At 38.7% G+C, this 17,118-nt stretch carries 19 protein-coding genes; 17 read left to right on the plus strand and 2 right to left on the minus strand.

All coding sequences use genetic code 11. The annotated features are described in order from the left end of the window. The 9 genes from Q0Y52_RS17405 to Q0Y52_RS17445 all read left to right on the plus strand — a co-directional run. Window positions 1-853, plus strand: an 853-nt coding sequence (locus Q0Y52_RS17405; RefSeq protein WP_297823801.1) for a hypothetical protein, incomplete at its 5' end; no start/stop codon positions are given. Window positions 854-959: 106 nt separating this feature from the next. Further along, window positions 960-1,754: a sulfotransferase domain-containing protein gene (locus Q0Y52_RS17410; protein WP_297823802.1), complete on the plus strand. Its 795-nt coding sequence runs from the start codon at window positions 960-962 to the stop codon at window positions 1,752-1,754. Further along, entirely contained in the window at window positions 1,744-2,469 is a 726-nt protein-coding gene (locus Q0Y52_RS17415; RefSeq protein ID WP_297823803.1) for a sulfotransferase domain-containing protein, read from the plus strand. Before Q0Y52_RS17410 ends, Q0Y52_RS17415 begins: the two co-directional genes overlap by 11 nt. Further along, window positions 2,469-3,371: a glycosyltransferase family 2 protein gene (locus tag Q0Y52_RS17420; protein ID WP_297823804.1), complete on the plus strand. Its 903-nt coding sequence runs from the start codon at window positions 2,469-2,471 to the stop codon at window positions 3,369-3,371. The genes Q0Y52_RS17415 and Q0Y52_RS17420 overlap by 1 nt, the downstream gene beginning before the upstream one ends. Next, window positions 3,364-4,116 (plus strand): glycosyltransferase family 2 protein, encoded by a 753-nt coding sequence (locus Q0Y52_RS17425; RefSeq protein WP_297823805.1) that lies wholly within the window; start codon window positions 3,364-3,366, stop codon window positions 4,114-4,116. The genes Q0Y52_RS17420 and Q0Y52_RS17425 overlap by 8 nt, the downstream gene beginning before the upstream one ends. Before the next feature lie 542 nt (window positions 4,117-4,658). Further along, entirely contained in the window at window positions 4,659-5,351 is a 693-nt protein-coding gene (locus tag Q0Y52_RS17430) for a glycosyltransferase family 2 protein (RefSeq protein ID WP_297823806.1), read from the plus strand. Further along, entirely contained in the window at window positions 5,351-5,695 is a 345-nt protein-coding gene (locus Q0Y52_RS17435; protein ID WP_297823807.1) for a DUF2304 domain-containing protein, read from the plus strand. Before Q0Y52_RS17430 ends, Q0Y52_RS17435 begins: the two co-directional genes overlap by 1 nt. A gap of 138 nt (window positions 5,696-5,833) precedes the next feature. Beyond that, window positions 5,834-6,313, plus strand: coding sequence for an oligosaccharide flippase family protein (locus Q0Y52_RS17440; RefSeq protein ID WP_297823808.1), 480 nt, complete (start codon window positions 5,834-5,836; stop codon window positions 6,311-6,313). A 61-nt stretch (window positions 6,314-6,374) separates the two neighbouring features. Continuing rightward, the gene (locus tag Q0Y52_RS17445; protein WP_297823809.1) at window positions 6,375-7,001 is read left to right on the plus strand and encodes an addiction module toxin RelE; all 627 of its coding nucleotides are present in this window, start codon (window positions 6,375-6,377) and stop codon (window positions 6,999-7,001) included. Here the strand turns inward: Q0Y52_RS17445 and Q0Y52_RS17450 are convergent. Then, window positions 6,924-7,331 carry an IS3 family transposase gene (locus tag Q0Y52_RS17450; RefSeq protein ID WP_297822743.1) on the minus strand — a complete coding sequence of 136 codons (408 nt, stop codon included), beginning with the start codon at window positions 7,329-7,331 and terminating at the stop codon, window positions 6,924-6,926. The two genes, Q0Y52_RS17445 and Q0Y52_RS17450, sit on opposite strands and share 78 nt — an antisense overlap. 71 nt (window positions 7,332-7,402) lie before the next feature. After that, window positions 7,403-7,630 (minus strand): transposase, encoded by a 228-nt coding sequence (locus Q0Y52_RS17455; protein ID WP_297823810.1) that lies wholly within the window; start codon window positions 7,628-7,630, stop codon window positions 7,403-7,405. Between the two features lie 441 nt (window positions 7,631-8,071). On the opposite strand from Q0Y52_RS17455, the gene Q0Y52_RS17460 reads away from it, so the two are divergent. The 8 genes from Q0Y52_RS17460 to Q0Y52_RS17495 all read left to right on the plus strand — a co-directional run bounded on the left by Q0Y52_RS17460 (window position 8,072) and on the right by Q0Y52_RS17495 (window position 17,031). Then, on the plus strand, window positions 8,072-9,370 hold the full coding sequence (locus tag Q0Y52_RS17460) for a flippase (RefSeq protein WP_297823811.1): 1,299 nt from the start codon (window positions 8,072-8,074) through the stop codon (window positions 9,368-9,370). A 13-nt stretch (window positions 9,371-9,383) separates the two neighbouring features. Next, on the plus strand, window positions 9,384-10,445 hold the full coding sequence (locus tag Q0Y52_RS17465) for a nitroreductase family protein (protein WP_297823812.1): 1,062 nt from the start codon (window positions 9,384-9,386) through the stop codon (window positions 10,443-10,445). Between the two features lie 3 nt (window positions 10,446-10,448). Then, window positions 10,449-11,597: a polysaccharide pyruvyl transferase family protein gene (locus Q0Y52_RS17470; protein ID WP_297823813.1), complete on the plus strand. Its 1,149-nt coding sequence runs from the start codon at window positions 10,449-10,451 to the stop codon at window positions 11,595-11,597. Window positions 11,598-11,649: 52 nt separating this feature from the next. Next, a complete protein-coding gene (locus Q0Y52_RS17475) occupies window positions 11,650-12,564 on the plus strand; it encodes a Wzz/FepE/Etk N-terminal domain-containing protein (RefSeq protein ID WP_297823814.1) in 915 nt (304 codons plus the stop codon). A 26-nt stretch (window positions 12,565-12,590) separates the two neighbouring features. Then, window positions 12,591-13,703 (plus strand): glycosyltransferase, encoded by a 1,113-nt coding sequence (locus Q0Y52_RS17480; RefSeq protein ID WP_297823815.1) that lies wholly within the window; start codon window positions 12,591-12,593, stop codon window positions 13,701-13,703. A gap of 391 nt (window positions 13,704-14,094) precedes the next feature. Next, a complete protein-coding gene (locus Q0Y52_RS17485) occupies window positions 14,095-14,931 on the plus strand; it encodes a hypothetical protein (protein WP_297823816.1) in 837 nt (278 codons plus the stop codon). After that, on the plus strand, window positions 14,918-15,805 hold the full coding sequence (locus tag Q0Y52_RS17490) for a glycosyltransferase (protein ID WP_297823817.1): 888 nt from the start codon (window positions 14,918-14,920) through the stop codon (window positions 15,803-15,805). Before Q0Y52_RS17485 ends, Q0Y52_RS17490 begins: the two co-directional genes overlap by 14 nt. Then, the gene (locus Q0Y52_RS17495) at window positions 15,805-17,031 is read left to right on the plus strand and encodes a glycosyltransferase family 4 protein (protein WP_297823818.1); all 1,227 of its coding nucleotides are present in this window, start codon (window positions 15,805-15,807) and stop codon (window positions 17,029-17,031) included. Before Q0Y52_RS17490 ends, Q0Y52_RS17495 begins: the two co-directional genes overlap by 1 nt. The last annotated feature ends 87 nt before the right edge of the window (window positions 17,032-17,118 follow it).

Here is a 17,118-nt window from a genome sequence, read left to right on the forward strand (position 1 = left end):
CTTACCATTATACAGCAATGTCACTCTCTTGACGGTTAATGATGTTAAATGGAAAGGGACACTTGGAGAATTTTTAACCTGTCAGCAGTATTTACTAGGCAATGCTTTTTTAGTGTATTCTGCAGGTTTTAAATGGTCCAAAGAACACACGTTTCAGTTGTACGAAAAGCTAGCACAGGGCGAAGATGTAGCCTATAGCCCAACTTTTGTGGAATACGAACCCTTGCTCAGCGTGCACGAGACCTATGAATATTGTATAAGAGGGCTAGACGGTGGCATATCTCGAATTGATAATATGGCCTTAGACCGCTTTAGTGTTCATCGTTTTGCCAATAGTAATATGATGATTTCCACAGCTATTTTACCTAATGTGCCGAGCGTGATTGCGAGGCTCTGTCAGTTTGAAATTGCTGCACCTTGGCTCATCATGTATGAAAATTGGCTTGAAAATCGTCAATTTCCCAAGTTATGTAATGCCATCACATCACGATGGTCTACTGAGAGTCAGCACACTGAGCTGACCTATAACCAGTACGCCGCTGCGGACAAGTTAACGCTGCTGCACCATGAAAGAAACTTGTTTGTTGCCCTATACGGTGAGCTAAACCCGGTTATCCAGGAAAGGATCCCCACCTGGGAGATAGAACAAAAAAATACAATATCCGACTCACCACCGGAGTACGTTATATCAAGTTTACAAGATACAGTGCAGGGCTTAACTGAACGTCTTGAAAAGTGGGATATCAGCTGCCGATTTTCGCTTTGTTTAAGGTATCAGTTAAGAAATCGTCCAAAAGTTTTGAAGGTATTTGAGCAGGTACATAAGGTTTTGGTCAAAATATTAAGACTATGAACTATTATGATGTATTCATCGGTAGTTATTAACAACTATTAAAAATTAATAGTGCACAACAGAATTGCCAAACTAATAGTAACTAAAAAGTGAATTTTAAGTAAATATGACAACAGAGTTAACATTAAAAACAGGATCTGGAAAAGACTATGTGGTTGAGCTTCCAGTACCTAAGCCCAATCTTGATAGTAAGTTTGTATTTGCATTTGCAAAAGGTGGTAGCACTTTACTGGACAATTTAATTTCGGTCTATTGTCAGCAAGTCAATGTGCCAACCTTTTCGTTATTTAATCAAGCATTTGGCCAAGGACTTACCACAGGGGAGCTTGGCAATGAGGCACTACCTTGCTTTGAACAAAGCGGCACAATATTCACGGGTTTTCGGCATTATCCATATTTTGAGCTGGATATTTGTAAAAATAAGGCGATTTGGTTAGTTAGGGATCCCAGAGACATGGCGGTATCAATGTTTTATTCAGTGGCTAAAAGTCATGTAATACCCAAGGGTAATAAGAGACTTGGAAAGCTCAGGCAGGAAAGCCAACAGTTTGCAATTGATGCATTTGCACTGAAGCGTATCGATTCTTATGTTGGACAATTTAAGCGCTATAGAGCCAAATTGGCTGACAAGAATGTGACAATCTATCGCTACGAAGATGTTATCTATAAAAAAATTGACTGGTTTAAACAGGTCATTGAAACGTTAGGTATTGAGTTTAACCGCGCGCTATTAGAACAAGTGGTCGCAAAATTTGATGTTATTCCAAGCAAAGAGCAAGAAGAGCAGCATATCCGCCAAGTGCATCCTGGCAATTACAAACAAAAGTTGCAGCCCGAAACCATTGACAAAATGAATGCAAAAGCGGCGGAGTTTTTAGGTTTTTTTAATTATGAAGCATAAAGAGCTACTTCCTAAAAGCTTAATCATTAATGTGTGTTTTCCGCGTTCTGGTCATCGCTTTTTACGCGAGTTATTGCTTAAAGTATTTGGCTCATCTTTCAAGTGTGTTCCATATAATCCAGAGCAGGTTAGTTCGCTAACGCAACAGCAGCAGATGTCCCTCGCTCATGCTAACTATATAAAATTTCATGATTTTGCATTGGAGGGTCCAGCGATGTTAAATAGTATAATGGTTGAAAATCGTCGATACTTATTGCAGGTCCGTCATCCCTTGTTATCAATTATTTCCTATTATGAGTTTGCACTCAAACATGGAGATTTAATAGAGGATAGTCCTTCAAGTTGGCAGCAATTTATGCATTCAAAACTAGCCTACTGGCGCGGTTTTGTGGATACATGGAGGAGTATGATAACTGAAAACAATCCTCTCGCTTTAGCAATTAGTTATGAAGACTTAACTGATGACCCTTATCAAGCATTATTGAAAGCAGTGGAATTTGTGTCAGCATCTAAAGTCACTAATACTGACTTTATTCATGAGGCTTTGGATAAGGTTTACTTTATGCAATATAATAATGATCCAACTAGTCTAAAGAGTGCAATTAGGCAACCTGAACAATTTCGTTATTTCGACCTTAAGCAATTTTCGGACTTGGAAGCTTCTTTAGTAGACGAATACTTAATACCATTAGCAATGGATGTTAGATTTTCCTAATGGGATTTAGTTTTCTCTATCCAGGCTGCATGCGACTCGAGCAGCAATATTCAAAGCGTTCTCTTTTACAACTCCAATTAACACCTGTTTCTATTCTAAAGCAGACCCCAAAGGTTAGTATTGTTGTGCCTTCTTATCATCAGGGACAGTTTTTGCGTGCAACTCTTGAGTCGATATTCTTACAGCAATATGAAAACTTAGAAGTTATTGTGGTTGACGGTGGATCAACTGATAACTCCGTAGAGGTGATTAAGGGGTTTGCAGATCAAATAGATTGGTGGGTTAGTGAACCAGACAACGGCCAAACTCATGCTATTAATAAAGGCTTTGAACAAGCTACGGGGGAGATATTGGCTTGGTTAAACTCTGATGACCTTTTACTTCCTGGTGCAATCGCATCTGCAGTTAATCGATTAACTGCCTCAGATAAGATAGATGTGGTTTACGGTCAACGTATCTTGATTGATGAAAATGGCCACAATATTGGGCAATGGCTTGTCTCAAATAGTCACGGTAGTGTTTTGCCGTTTGCAGATTTTATCCCCCAAGAAACGCTTTTTTGGCGGTGCGAAGCTTGGAATTGTGTAGGTGCTCGATTAGATGAGTCATTCGAGTTTGCCATGGATTGGGATTTACTTTTGCGTTTCAAAAAAGCCGGACTTAAATTTGCGATGATAGACAGGTTTATGGGCGCCTTTAGATTTCACCCTGCTCAAAAGACCGTGACTGCAATTGAACATACTGGCTTTGTGGATATGGAACGGCTTCGTCAGCGTTGGGCCAATGAACATGGGAGACATCACTACTCTAAACGTTTTATGCAGGTTCAATTGATCCACTTTTTAATTAAGACTCGACTGAAAGAATTTATTTGGAAGTTGCGGGGTAGCGGTAATGACTGAACCTTTGGTAACGGTGGTTGTGCCTTCCTATAATCAAGGTCAGTTTCTTGATGCCACCTTAAGTTCAATTTTTTCCCAGTCAGTTCTTGTTGAAGTATACGTTATGGATGGCGGCTCAACTGATGTCAGTGTGGATGTCATTAAAAAATGGTCACATCGATTAGCAGGTTGGCAAAGCCAAGCAGACAATGGCCAAGCGGCAGCTATTAATGCAGGAATAAAACTTGGTAAAGCGCCTTATGTTTGTTGGTTGAACTCAGATGATATTTTTATTAAAGACGGTTTAACACATTTATTGGCGGCACTGCGAACTACAGCAGCACCTGTTGCTTATGGAGGGTGTTGGCACATCGACGAGGTTGGCAAAAAGGTAACTCGATACCTAACTATGCCATTTTCGCGCCGGATGTTAGCCAATTACTGTTTTATTGCTCAACCCTCATCATTAATCAGGCGAGATGTGTGGGAGGCTTTTGGTGGCTTAGATGAATCACTTCAGTTCGCAATGGATTTCGATTTATGGTGGAAATGTTATTTACACGGGGGTGACTTTACTTATGTTCGTACTTTTTGTGCCGCGAATCGCCTACACCAAGATACTAAGACTCACAATAATATTGAATCCCATTATGAAGAGTCGATGCAGGTAGTGCTCAAACATTACGGGAAGATTCCGATTAAATGGCTGTTATTGTTGCCAATTATGAGAGTTATAAGACGTATGGTTGCTTCTCGCTACCGTTAATTATTAACAATTGCCAACTAGCTATGTATTATTTCCTTTTCAAAACTGCACCCATTCGTAGGGTGCGCTTATTTATAGCATTATTCAGCTAATAAAATGATACTACCATTAGGCATTTTGGCCTTGTGCCAAATGGCAGTGGTCATTGATATTCTGATTTTGATATCCTTATTAGGCTTGGTAAGTCTTTTGGCAACGCACATTCTTCAAAGATGCAGGACACTTTCTCAGAGTCTGACATGCCGGATAGTTTTAAACGTCACATCAAAGATGATCTTATTCCCATTGATATTAGCGATAAATGTAACGTTTCCCAAAATCTATAAAGATTGTTTGCAGTGTTAGATTCAAAAAATATAAGGTTGAATTTTAATGTCGCTGTAAATTAGAACGCCAGAGACAGGTTCTTTAACTTATCCTAAACATACGATAATTCGTCCTAAGTAAGATTTAGAGAAACAATCTTTTGCTATATAAAACAGCTTGAAACATGCGTATAATATGTTCTTTTAAAAAGAGCTGTCTCTATTAAACTCGCTATCGTGATTCCAGCAAAAAATGAATCAAAAACCATTGTTCAAGTCATAACAGAGGTTAAGCGCTGCTACGTGTGTGATATCATTGTGGTGGATGACGCCAGTGAAGACAATACTGCACAATTGGCCAAAGTTAATGGTGCTATGGTTCTGCCTCATGTAGAGTCTAAAGGTGCTTGGTTGGCAACTCAGACAGGCATAAGATATGCTCGTAAAAACGCCTATGATATGACTGTCACTATGGATGCGGATGGCCAACATCGTGCTGCAGATGTGGGGGAATTGTTATCTGCGGCCAGAGGTGATTGTGATGTGGTTGTAGGGGCTTGTGTTGAGAGAGGCTCATTTAGCAGAAGGTTTGCCTGGACACTTTTTAAAAGGTTGACCGGCATAAGCATATTTGACATTACTTCTGGTTTTAGGCTTTATAAAAACACTGCTATGGATGTTCTATCTAGTCGTCAGGCATCATTGTTAGAGTACCAAGACATGGGGGTATTATTGATGTTGCGCTCAGCGGGACTTAAGATCGAAGAAGTACCGGTGCAAATGCCACTCAGAGAGTTTGGGATTTCCAGAATATTCTCATCTTGGAGTAAAGTAGGTTATTACATGTTTATTACACTTTTTTTATGCCTAGTGAAGGCGGTACCAGAAAAGACAAGTCGTTTTACTAACCGATTAAAACAAGGGCTTTAATGAGTACTCCACAAATTATTTCCTCAGTTCTCGCACTTTCAGTTGGTATCGGTATTTTTTGGATGGTACGAAAAGACCACTTGATTACTCGAGATGGCTTAAAGTGGATAGTGATTTCTTTGGGTATATTAATTTACGGTTTTTTCCCTCAGCTTAATGATGTGATTGGACTTAAATTAGGTATTGCTTACCCACCTATAATTCCGTTACTCATTGGTTTTGCATTGGTGCTTATAAAATTGTTAATTGCCGACATAGAGCGGGCAAAAATGCAAGTGACATTAAATCGTTTAGTGCAACGTTTGGCAATGTTAGAAACTGACATAAGCCAAAATAAAAAGTAGTTTTGCATACAAAATTGGCTAGTAGGCTAATCGGTGGAATCTATTTCTTGTATGGCTGAAGTAAGTGTGCCTATAGTTTTAAGCGAGAGTTTATGCATGCTAGACATAACCTTCTAACCACTGATACGGGTATTCCTGTTGCTTAAACTTATTATCAAGAATATCTCTTGGTTATTTAGCGAAAAGTTACTTTCCATGCTGGTTGCTCTTGTAACTATGTGGGTGTTGGCAAGACACTTAGGACCAGATGATTTTGGCACACTGAATTATCTGTTAGCCATTATTGCTATGTTAGGGCCAATTGTAGTCCTAGGCCTTAATTCGATTGTTGTTCGTGAGCTGAACAATCAACCCCAGTCTAACGATAAAATTATTTCTACTGTTATTTGCTTTCGATTGATTGGCGCATTGATTGGCGCATTTTTGTATTTTTGCTTTGCTTATTTTTCTGATGGTATTTCAGATGTTGATGAAGTGGCTTTATATATATTAGGCTTTGCCAGCATTTTTAAAGGGTTAAACGGCTTAGAATTTTGGTTTCAAGCTAAAGTGTGTGTGCGCTATAATTGGGTTGTTCACGCGTATTGTTTAATGAGTAACCTACCACCTTTTAGTTGAGACCCCGGATGCCAACCTTAGTCAGGGGATCCGTCAGTTAAATGGTGTTTTTACGCAATCGATGAACCGAAAACACCACCGAGTAGGGCATTTATTTCAGGGAAGATACAAGGCTACTCTGGTAGATAAAGATGCTTGCCTGCTGGAACTATGCCGCTGTATTGTTTTAAATCCTGTGCGGGCTAACATGGTGAGCTCGCCTGACGAATGGCCCCGGTCTAGCTGGCATTGCATGTTAGGCAACGTTGAGTCGCCTGTATGGTTGTCGACAGATATTTTACTTGTTCAATTTGCTAAAAATCGACAAGATGCAATCCAATGCTATATTGATTTTGTTAAATCAGGTGTTGGCAAAACCATTTGGGATACTTTGCAGCATCCAATATTTTTAGGTGATGAGGCTTTTGTTGCAAGTCATCAAGCAATGCAAGATGGGTTGAAAAGAGATTTACTAGAAATTCCTTTTAAACAGCGCAGCGCTGCACCATTGCAGCTTGCCCAATACCAAGCTCAAACTGTTGATAAGCACCAAGCCATCTATAATGCGTACCGCTGTGGTAGTTATACGCAAAAACAAATCGGTGAGCATTTTGGCTTACAACATTCTAAATTAGTCGCCTTGTTGCAAAATACAAGACCTGACTCCAGTTTTTCTAAAGCAGCGCTTCAAGAGGTCCGGCTCTGGTGATAATGTATTCTTAGAGTTTGTGGTGATGACAAATTTCTTAGCCACTTTGGATTGAATACCGTTCATTCTCATCAGCCTTGCCACGCGTTGGCGGCTAATACTTTCGCCATCGACTATCAAATCTTGGTGAATGCGTGGGGAGCCATAAATAGAATCGCTTGCCTTGTGGAAACAACGGATTTTTGTCACAAGACGACTATTATCTTTAGTCGTTTTACTCGCCGGTTTACCCAGCCAGTCATAGTAGCCGCTTGTCGACACACCAAGCATTGAGCACAATATATTCAGTGAATGATTGAGGCGTTGCTCGCGAATAAAGGCATACTTCACTTGAGCTCTTTTGCAAAGTATACCGCTGCTTTTTTTAGGATGTCGACCTCTTCGCGAAGCCGGTTATTTTCTTACTTCAGTGCTGAAACTTCACTCTGGTTTTCTTTAAGTGGTCGTCCCTTTTTGATGGGGAATGCTTCTTCACCTTTAGATTCAAGCTGTTCTTTACATTTATAAAGCATATTACGTCGGATACCCAACTCAGCAGCAATCTCAGCTGATGGTTTATCAGATTCAGACATTAAGCGAATGGCTTCTAACTTAAATTCCTTGGTAAATGTTTTGCGTTGATTACTCATATTGGATACTCCTAAGCAACTAATGTATTATGGCTTATTTAAAGTGTCCGTACAAAATGTAGCAGGTTCAACTTGACCCCAGTCGGACCTCACCCCAGTCGGACCCAAAGACCCCAGTTGCACTCACTAGGCGGCACTGAGGTTAAAACGTGCCGCCACCCTTAGAATTATTACAATAATAACAGTATTTTAGAGAGTAATAGTTGCATTACGAAGACATCAATCACATCTCGTTCTGCTATTATTGCGTTTATCGAGGCGAGCTTGTGAGAGAATAGCGCGGTATCGTCAGCAAGTTCAACAAATATAGGCGCGAGAATAGTGGTGCTGGAAGGTATGGCTTATCCGTCACATCAGGTTAACTATAATGTGTAAAGATAATTATGATTGGCTGTATTTTGAATAACGATATCGTTAGTGTTTATAATTGGGTGGCAAAGTATGGTTAACCCAATTCTCAAAAACATATCTTGGTTGTTCAGTGAAAAGTTGTTATCCATGTTGATTGCACTTATCACTATGTGGGTTTTGGCTAGGCAACTAGGCCCACAAAATTTTGGCACCTTGAGTTATTTGCTGGCGATTATTGCCTTATTGGGGCCACTGGTTGCATTGGGGCTAAATTCAATAATTGTGCGCGAGCTGATTAATAAGCCCGCTTACAATGACAAGATTATGTCTACTGTGATAGGGCTGCGTTTATTCGGTGCTATCTTTGGCGTTATACTGTGTTGGTTAATCGCGTTTTTTGCTAATAATTTTACCGATGTTGAAAGTACGTGCTTATACATCTTAGGTTTGGCCAGTATTTTTAGTGGGCTAAACGGTTTTGAATTTTGGTTTCAGGCTAAAGTCGCTGCGGGTATTGTGGCGAAAATGCGTACCACTGTCGTGATAGTTTTCGCCGTACTAAAAATTATTATCACGCTGAGTAGCAATAATCTTATCTTGTTAGTCAGTATTTTTGCCATCGAGCAGGCCACTTTGGGCTTGGGATTTTTGTGGTTATATATTCGTGAGTCGACAGGCATTAAAATTGACCTATTTGACTGGTCTTATGGGTTATCCATTATTAAACAATCATTTTGGTTGATCTTGTCGGGCATTGCGGCGGTTATTTACCTGAAAATTGATCAAGTTATGCTGGGGCAAATGGCGGGACGGGAAGAAGTAGGCATTTATTCGGTTGCAGTTCGCTTATCTGAGGTCTGGTATTTTTTTGCCACCGCAGTCGTAGTGTCAGTTTTTCCTTCTTTGTTAAAACAACGCAGTGATAATCCATCGCTCTACAGTAAACGTCTACAGCAGGTATGTGATTTGCTATTTGTCAGTGCTTTGGTGTCGGCAATCTGTGTTGCATTCTTGTCCCCTGTGCTTATCCCCATTGTGTTTGGGGAAGCTTACAAGGGGAGTGCAGTGTTGCTGTCTATTCATATTTGGGCAGGATTATTTGTTTTTATGCGTGCACTGGTGAGCAAGTGGCTGATTGCAGAACATTTACTTAAATTTTCACTGCTTAGCCATGGTTTAGGTGCGCTGGTTAATATTGTGGGTAATTATTTACTTATTCCATCCTTTGGGGGGCTTGGAGCAGCTTATGCCACTGTGTTATCATATGCAATCGCGTCTTATGTGACTTTTTGGCTACACCCAATAACGTTTCCTATCGCAAAAATTATGACTCGCTCCTTATTGTTGCCATTTACTCTTGGCAAACGATACTGGTGCCATTTACCTTGAGTATTGTTTAGTAATGAAAAAATTGATTGTTGCGCTCTTACCAAAACGTTTGGTGCCCTTTGTGAAAAAAATAAAATATCGGTTTGATGAATATTTTATCCGTATATTCGCCTTTAGTGGTATTAGTTCTTCACTTTATTACGCGTTTATTAGTCGACAATTTGACCGGGAGCATAAATCAGTTTTGGCCGGTAGGATTGAATACAAGCACTCTTTAGCCAATATTGGGATTAGCAGTGTTCTGCTCAGAAGGAACATTCATAGACTTGAGAAAGGGCTTATAATGCAGCCCCGACGCGATATTTTTGCAGAAGCTTATATCCTTGAAACAGCAAAAAACTACCGCGAAAGTTCACTCCAAGGAGGGTTATGTGAAGATGAACATAAATGGGCAAACGATGTATTAACTGACTACTTCTCCATTGTTGGCGAGTCAAAAATAACTTTAAAAGCGAAGGCCATATTTGAACAGGTTTTACCTTTGCCGGCACAAGATAAAAGATTTGTACCTTATTCACATGAATCTTTGCCCCAGACAGATATTTCATATGAACAATTGTTGACCTTATTTAAAAGAAGACGATCGGTACGTTGGTATCAAAATAAACCTATTGAAAATGGAAAATTACATAGAGCTATTGAAGCTGCGAGCCTAGCTCCATCAGCCTGTAATAGACAGCCATTTCGTTTTTACGTAGCTAACAATCCAGACAAAGCCACTGAAATAGCCACCTGTGCAATGGGAACTGTTGGTTTTGCTGAAAATTTACAGTGTGTTATTGCGGTAGTAGGGGATTTGAGTGCTTATCCATTCGAACGAGACAGGCACATTATTTACATTGATGCATCTCTTGCATCAATGCAGTTTATGTTGGCCTGCGAAACAATGGGATTATCTACATGTCCAATAAACTGGCCAGATGTAGAGGTACGTGAACGTATGCTTGAGAAGAAACTAGGACTAGAGGCTTATGAACGAACTGTCATACTAATTGCAGTGGGTTATGGAGCATCAGATGGTGGAGTACCTTTTTCACAGAAAAAAGGAAATGATATTTTGATGAAGGAAGTGTAAGACGTGAATATTGAAATTAAAGGTGTCCAGTTTGTCAACAAAGGCGCTGAGTTAATGCTTGCCGCAGTGGTTGCCCGTATCAAAGAATATTGGCCAGATGCTGAAATTGTATTGGAAGGAAATCCTTTGTCGCCATATAAAGAGCGAGCTTTGTTAGGGGCATATCAAAAATTATCCCTAAGAAAGAATGTTATAGATTTTAACTTGTTGTCTTATTATTTACCTAAAGCTGTCCGTAACTATTTGAAAAAATGGGGCGTGGTTACCGAAGCTGATATTGATGTTGTTTTAGATGCGGCTGGCTTTGCCTACGGCGACCAGTGGGGCGCGTTAAAAATGAAACATTTAGGTGGCGAGCTCAAACGATATAAAAAACACGGTTGTAAATATATTTTCTTACCTCAAGCGCTCGGACCTTTTAGTCGTATATCTGATCAAAAAGTCATTAAAGAAGCCTTTCCTCAAACTTCGTTAATTTGTGCCCGTGAAATTGATTCATATAACCATGTGCAAACATTTTTAGGGGAAGCCAATAATTTAGTGCAATTTCCGGATTTTACTAATGCAGTTAAAGGTATCGTGCCAAGCTATTGGAAAAATGGCCAACAAAAAGTTTGTTTTATTCCCAATAGCAATATGGTCGGTGTTAAAAATCCAAATGAAAGTTGGAAGAAAAATTATATTAATATCATGACTTTACTTATCAAGCAGGTAACAGAGTTAGGCTTGAAGCCAGTGTTGCTTAATCATGAAGGTGAGGGAGACAAAGAGATTTGTAATACTTTGAATCGCTATTTCGATAATCAATTAGAGCTAATTGAAGAATCTGATCCTCTGAAAGTTAAAGGGATTATAGGCGACTCTAAGGCCATTGTTTGTTCCAGATTTCATGGTTGTGTGAGTGCACTTTCACAAGGTATTTTAAACTTAGGTACTAGTTGGAGCCATAAATATGAGCAGTTATTTAGCGAATATGGCGTTTCAAATTTATTAATTGATCCCAATGCAAGTGAACAAGAGCTTGTTACATTGCTTAATTCGTTGTTTGATCCTAAACAACCACATTTGACTTTCATCAAAGAAAATGCTGAAAAATATAAGAAAATTACAGAGAATATGTGGAGCCAAGTAGTTGATGTTGTTAATTCATAATTTTAAACCCTATACACTTCAATAAATTATATTAATAAATAAGGTGAATCAGTTGTCAGAACTATCAAAAAAGCAGGATATTGCTTTATCTGAATTAATAACTGCAATTTTAAGCGGAAAAATCAAAATAATAGTGGGAACTCTTATTTTTGCTATGCTGTCTGTAGCATTCGCTTTGTACTTACCTAATCAATATAAATCTAAATCCGCTTTGATTATTAATTCTGAATCAAGTGGTGGCTTGGCTTCATTAGCCGGAAGTCTTGGTGGATTAGCTGGTATGGCTGGCATTAATTTAGGAGCCGGCCAAGAAAATAATAACCCCTTAATTGCTAAAGAACTTATAAGATCACAAGCATTTATTTTAAAATTCATAAATAAACATGATCTTCTTGCGCCTATAATGGCATCTACAAGTTGGGATGAAGCAAATAACAGCTTAAAAATTGATGCTGACCGCTATGACGTAGACAAAGGTTTATGGCTATTTAAAGACATCCCTACTAAGGAAGATACCCCCAAACAAGAGGATATAGTTAAAGAGTTCAAAGAGATATTCACACTCTCAGAAGACACTAAAACAGGTATTATTACCTTAAGTGCCGAGTTTTATTCCCCAACCCTTGCTCAGCAATGGTTAAAACTCCTTATTGGTGATATTAATGAAACTATCCGTCAATACGATATTGAGCAATCAACTAAAAGTATTGATTACCTAAAAAAGTTACTGGCAGAAACAAAAAATGCTGCTTTTCAAACATCCTTTTACAGTTTAATAGAAGAGCAAACTAAAACGTTAATGTTGAGCAGAGTGCGTGATGATTACGTATTTATGACGATAGACCCTCCTAATTTACCTGAAAAAAAATCCAAACCTTCGCGAGCGATTATATGTGTTGTAGGCTCAGTTTTAGGTGGGTTTTTAATGACGTTATGGGTATTAATTCGTTACTTTATCAAGCGCTAATTCGCAATTAACCCAAAGTGAACTTAGTGAATAAAGCAAACATTAGCCTAGCATTTGTTGCCCCTGGTTCTATCGTCCATACTATCAAATGGGTCAATGGTTTAGCCGATAGAGGGATTGATGTTACGTTGATCACCCAGCATAAAGTCGTGTCAAAAATCCACCCTGACGTTTCGGTTGTATATCTACCTTATAGCGGTGGTAAGGGTTACATTTTAAACGCTTACGCTTTAAAAAAAGTCATAAAAAAGTTGTCCCCTAGTGTTACTAATGTGCATTACGCCAGTGGTTATGGCACGTTGGCATTATTATCCGGCATCAAACCTTATATATTGTCTGTTTGGGGGAGTGACGTTTATGAGTTTCCCTCTCAATCTAAATTTAAACACTGGCTGATTAAAAAAAACCTACTGAATGCAAAACGTATAGCCTCGACTAGTTATGCAATGGCTGAGCAAGTCAATACGATATTGAACAGCAATGAATTAAAGATAGCTATTACCCCATTTGGTGTCAATTTAGCGAACTTTACAAAAACTAAAGAGCCTTTTGCAAGTGATGTGATCACTATTGGTATAGTAAAAAGGCTTGAGCATAAATATGGGATTGACTTATTAATCGAGGGATTTGCATTAGCGGAATCTCAACTTAAACTCATCGAAAAGCATAAAAATATAGATTTAAAGCTGATTGTTGTTGGAGACGGTTCTCGTGAGGAAGAGCTTAAGCGTCTTGCAGATACGTGTGGTGTTTTATCACGCACTAACTTTGTTGGATCGGTAGATAATCTTCGGGTGACTCACTATATAAATGAAACGGATATTTTTGTGGTGCCAAGTCGCATTGAGAGTTTTGGTGTTGCTGCAATTGAAGCGCTTGCCTGTGAACGTCCGTGTATTGTGGCAAATACAGGTGGTTTGCCCGAAGTAATAATGAATGGTACCACTGGCATGGTCGTTGATTCAGAGTCCGCAGAAGCCATTGCCAATGCCATTGTGTATTGTATTAATAATAAAGCTGCAGCGATAAAAATGGGCGAAAAGGGCAGGGAAAGTGTGATAGAGCAATATACAGAAGCCGCAGCACTTGATGTCATGATTAACTTATATCAACAATTTGATCAGCAAAATGGTAACTGAACACTCTAAAACTAATTTGCCCAGTCAACATCAATTTCGGTATGTGATTTTTTTGATATGTATCTTAGTTGGTCCTTCATTAGCAATCTTACAACTGAAAGGTTTTCATATAACCTTCGGTTTTTTAACGATGATGGGCATTCTTTATGTCGTAAAGATGGATAGTATAGACCTTAAGAAAGTTAAGTTGTTTATCAATTTTGTTACCTTTGTCTCAATCTGGGCCGTTAACCACCGATTAACAGGTGTGTTATCGGCTCGGTATGTGCTTTATCTATTTTATTTTACGTTTACTTTAAGTGTCTTTTATTTTTCATTTCGGCTACTAACAACAGTGCCTAAAGATACGATTTATAAAATTATTCAGACATTTATTTATCTAGATTTTTTCATGGTATTACTTGAAGTCATTACCAATGTGGCCTTTTTTAATTATTACCCATTAGCCGGCAGTGAATATCAAATTGGTTCAGCCTTTTGGTCAAATGTGAATACCAACGCTACTGCCTTAATTTTGTTAAATACATCGCTATATTTTCTTGGATTTAAAAAAACGTTTTATTTTAATTCCGTACTTTTAATGATGTTGTCTTTAATAGTTGACGCTAAATTGTGTTTTATTGCTGCTGCAGGACAAGTGATTTTAATGCAATTATTGGCCAGTGGGCAAGCAAGAGTGGTGTTTTCTACGTCGCTAGTGATAATTGTACCTATCATTTTTTTCGCCTTCCAAAAACAACTTGATTACGTTTTATATACGCTGAATCAAACATTAAATTTCTTATCAAATACCGAAGCTCTGGAAGCGATTGTTTCTTCGGGTAATATGTTTTCGGTCGCAATTCGTGCTTTTGCCCTTTCTGAGATGCTAAATATTATTGACCAGTTTTCTGTTTTGAATTGGTTGTTTGGTATTGGCTTTGGCAATATTAATATTGCCTTTGTTAACAATGGATGGGGTGGGTTAATTGAGCATTTTGCCCCCCATCTGTTTTATTTAGAAATGTTGATTTATGCAGGTTTTAGCTACTACTTATTTTACTTTATAACAATGAAGATTGTCGGTGGACGTGTTCCATGGCGCAGCATGTTAATTGCCATGCCCACATTAGGCTCGATAGTGGCAATTAGTTCGGCAGTCTATTTTTTACCCTTGTATTTCTTTTTAGCTGTTTTAACTTTCTGGGAATATGAACAACTTAACAACGAGAAAAATGATGACAAGTGATGCATTAGTCACTGTGTACATAGCTACACATAATCGTGCTGAACTGCTTGTTAGAGCAGTCAACTCAGTCCTTAGTCAGACCTATTCAAACATCGAATTGATTGTTGCAGATGATGGCTCAAGTGATGATACCTACAAGAAACTAGTACCATTTATAGAAACTGGCAAAGTGATTTACGTGAAGAATGCAACACCAGAAGGCGCGTGTGTTGCACGTAATAAAGCGATTGCTATGGCAAAAGGTGAGTTTATTACTGGTATGGATGATGATGATACGATTGAGCCTTATCATATTACCCATCTATTGGGCGAGTTTCTGGCGGGAAATTACTCTTGTATTGCTAGCTCTATTATGGAACGTACCCCTAAAGGTGACATCGTCCGTAAAATGGATGTTGGTGAGGTGAAGCTTGATGATTTGCTGCACTATAATATTTTGGGTAATCAAGTGTTAACCCGCACTGAAAATTTACGGGCGATTAATGGGTTTGATCCTGAGATACCCGCATTTCAAGATTATGATACTTGGGTGCGATTAGTCAGTAGGTTTGGGGTTGCAAAGAAGTCAGCTCAGGCAAGTTATATTTGGTATACCAATCATACCCACGGCCGTATCAGTGAAAGCTCAGATAGGCGTAAAAACGCTTACGATATCTTTTATCGAAAACATTCTCCTCTTATGAGCAAAGCACATAAACACTCCTTTGTTATTTTAAGGCGAAAACTAGTTAATGAACCTTATGGTTTCATTGATTTTATAAAACACACCAATTCAGGCAATTGGAAAGCGTCACTTTCGTTGTTTATTAATCAAAACCTCAAACCTTTGAAATATTTACTCGATTTAACCCGCACAAAGTTGAATACCAAATAATGCACATTCTTTTTATTGCTGATAATTTCCCTCCCGAAGGTAATGCCCCAGCTACCCGCACTTATGAACATGCCAGAGAATGGGTTGAATTAGGTCATAAGGTGACGGTGATCACGTGTGCTCCCAACTTTCCAGAAGGTAAAGTTTTTGACGGTTTTAAAAATTCATTGTACTCACGTTCCACTATGGAAGGTATTGTTGTTGTTCGGGTAAAAACGTTTATCTCTTCGAATGAAGGTTTTGTTCTTAGAATTCTCGATTTTATGTCTTTTATGTTTTCATCTTTTTGGGCTGGAGTTTTCCAAAAGGAAGTAGATGTTGTGGTGGCTACATCACCACAGTTTTTTACAGCTGTTGCGGGGTGGGCAATATCCGCGTTTAAACGAAAAAAGTTCGTGTTTGAATTAAGAGACATATGGCCAGCATCAATAACGGCGGTTGGTGCAATGAAAGATTCATTTGCGATAAAGTTACTAGAAAAGTTAGAAATGTTTCTATACAGACGAGCAGATTCAATCGTTTCGGTAACAAACTCATTCAAAAAAGAGCTGGTTGAACGCGGCATTAAGGGTGAAAAAATATCAGTAGTATTGAATGGCGTTGACCTCACTAAATATCAGCCCGTAGTTGAAAAGAACAAAGAGCTATCCGAGCAATATCAATTAGAAGAAAAGTTTGTTATTGGCTATATTGGCACCCATGGTATGGCACATGCGTTAGAACATGTGATTGACGCGGCAGAATTACTAAAAGCCAACGATAACATTCGCTTTATCTTTGCTGGTGGTGGTGCCGCAAAAGAGAAACTTGTAACTTTAGTTGAAGAAAAACAACTTAAAAACGTAGTGTTTATCCCACGCCAACCCAAAGAAAATATGCCAGCCATATGGAGCTTGTGTGATGTATCGCTCATTAGTTTACGTGACGCGGCATTGTTCAAAACTGTGATTCCATCAAAAATATTTGAGTCTATGGGCATGGGATTACCTATGATTTCGGCCATCCCTCAAGGTGAAGCCAGTGAAGTAATTGAATCGGCAAATGCAGGAATAGTTTGTAAGCCTGAAAATGGACATGAGTTAGCGCAAAAAATTAGCGAGCTGAGAAGTTCAGATGCGTTACTCACTCAATACCAAACTAACAGTTTAATCGCGGCACCTAAATACGATAGAAAAGTACAAGCCTGTTTAATGTTAAACCAGCTTAAAAATACAATAGATAAATAACAAAAACACAACGGCATAAGATATGATGTTGCTTTGAAAAGTCGTAAAAAAAACCATGAAAATATTCACTCGGATGTTATGTACACT

It is taken from the genome of uncultured Paraglaciecola sp., from assembly GCF_943787955.1.
In the GTDB taxonomy this organism is placed as follows: domain Bacteria; phylum Pseudomonadota; class Gammaproteobacteria; order Enterobacterales; family Alteromonadaceae; genus Paraglaciecola.